The following is a 1,111-nucleotide window of genomic DNA, read 5'->3' as shown; positions in this document are numbered from 1 at the left end:
TCTGTGTATAGGTACTCCATGTCATGGAACATGACATGGAGTACCTATACACAGATGGTGAGTTCTGGCACTTCATGATGACGGACGGTTCTTTCGAGCAGCACGGCGCAGATGCAAAAGCAGTAGAAGACGCAGTAAAATGGTTGAAAGAACAAGAAGTATATGTGGTTACGCTATATAACGGCGCGCCATTGACGGTTGCCCCACCAAACTTTGTTGAGCTGGAAGTGGTTGAAACGGATCCTGGCCTCAAAGGTGATACTGCACAGGGCGGTACCAAGCCGGCAACATTAACTACCGGTGCTGTGGTAAACGTTCCATTGTTTATTAACATCGGTGAGGTGTTGAAAATTGATACGCGAACTGGTGATTACGTTAGCCGAGCCAAGAGCTAAAGGCTGATAAAATAGCTAAAGGCTTATCAAATAGCTAAAGGCTTAAGTCAAAATAGAGTTTCGAGGTACTTGCATGTGGCAGTCTGCTTGCACGCATGATGCTATAAAAGCCCGCGCTGAGCTGTACGCTCAGTTGCGGGCTTTTTTCTTTGAGCGGAATGTGCTTGAAGTAGAAACGCCTGTTCTAAGTCGTTCAGGTTCGACCGACCCTTACCTCGATAGTCTTCGTATAGAGGAAGAGTCAGTGCTTTTTTTGCAGACCTCGCCAGAGTTTGCAATGAAGCGCCTGCTTGCCGATGGTAGTGGTGATATTTATCAGATTTGCAAAAGCTTTCGGCGCAATGAAGTGGGCGCACGTCATAATCCTGAGTTTACGATGTTGGAATGGTATCGTGTTGGATGGAGCTTGGACGAGCTAATGAGTGAAGTAGCGACACTTGTGTGTCACGTATTGGGTTGTCCCGAGCCCAGGAAGCTTAGTTATAAGAAAGCGTTTCATGATGTTCTGGAGATTAACCCGTTCCAGGCTTCGCTGAGTGATTTGCGAGATTGCTGCAAAACAAGAACCGGCTGCGATGCTCTTGGGTTAGACCGGGATGGCTGTTTGGACTTGCTGGTTAGTCATTGTATTGAGCCAACCCTTGGCTTTAACGAGCCTTGTTTTTTAATGGACTATCCTGCTAGTCAAGCATCGCTCGCGCGAATCGAAAAGGATG

General features: G+C 47.2%; 1 protein-coding gene and 1 pseudogene. Both read left to right on the top strand.

The window, feature by feature from the left end; all coding sequences use genetic code 11:
- Positions 1-20: 20 nt before the first annotated feature.
- Positions 21-395 (top strand): annotated as a pseudogene (locus A3751_RS18100) (elongation factor P); the annotation flags it as partial.
- A gap of 73 nt (positions 396-468) precedes the next feature.
- A partial coding sequence (locus tag A3751_RS18095) for an EF-P lysine aminoacylase GenX (RefSeq protein ID WP_197466476.1) occupies positions 469-1,111 on the top strand: 643 nt, incomplete at its 3' end.

It is taken from the genome of Oleiphilus sp. HI0080 (assembly GCF_001635135.1).
Note: the sequence above shows the minus strand (reverse complement) of the source record. Positions and strands in the feature narration are given on the sequence as shown.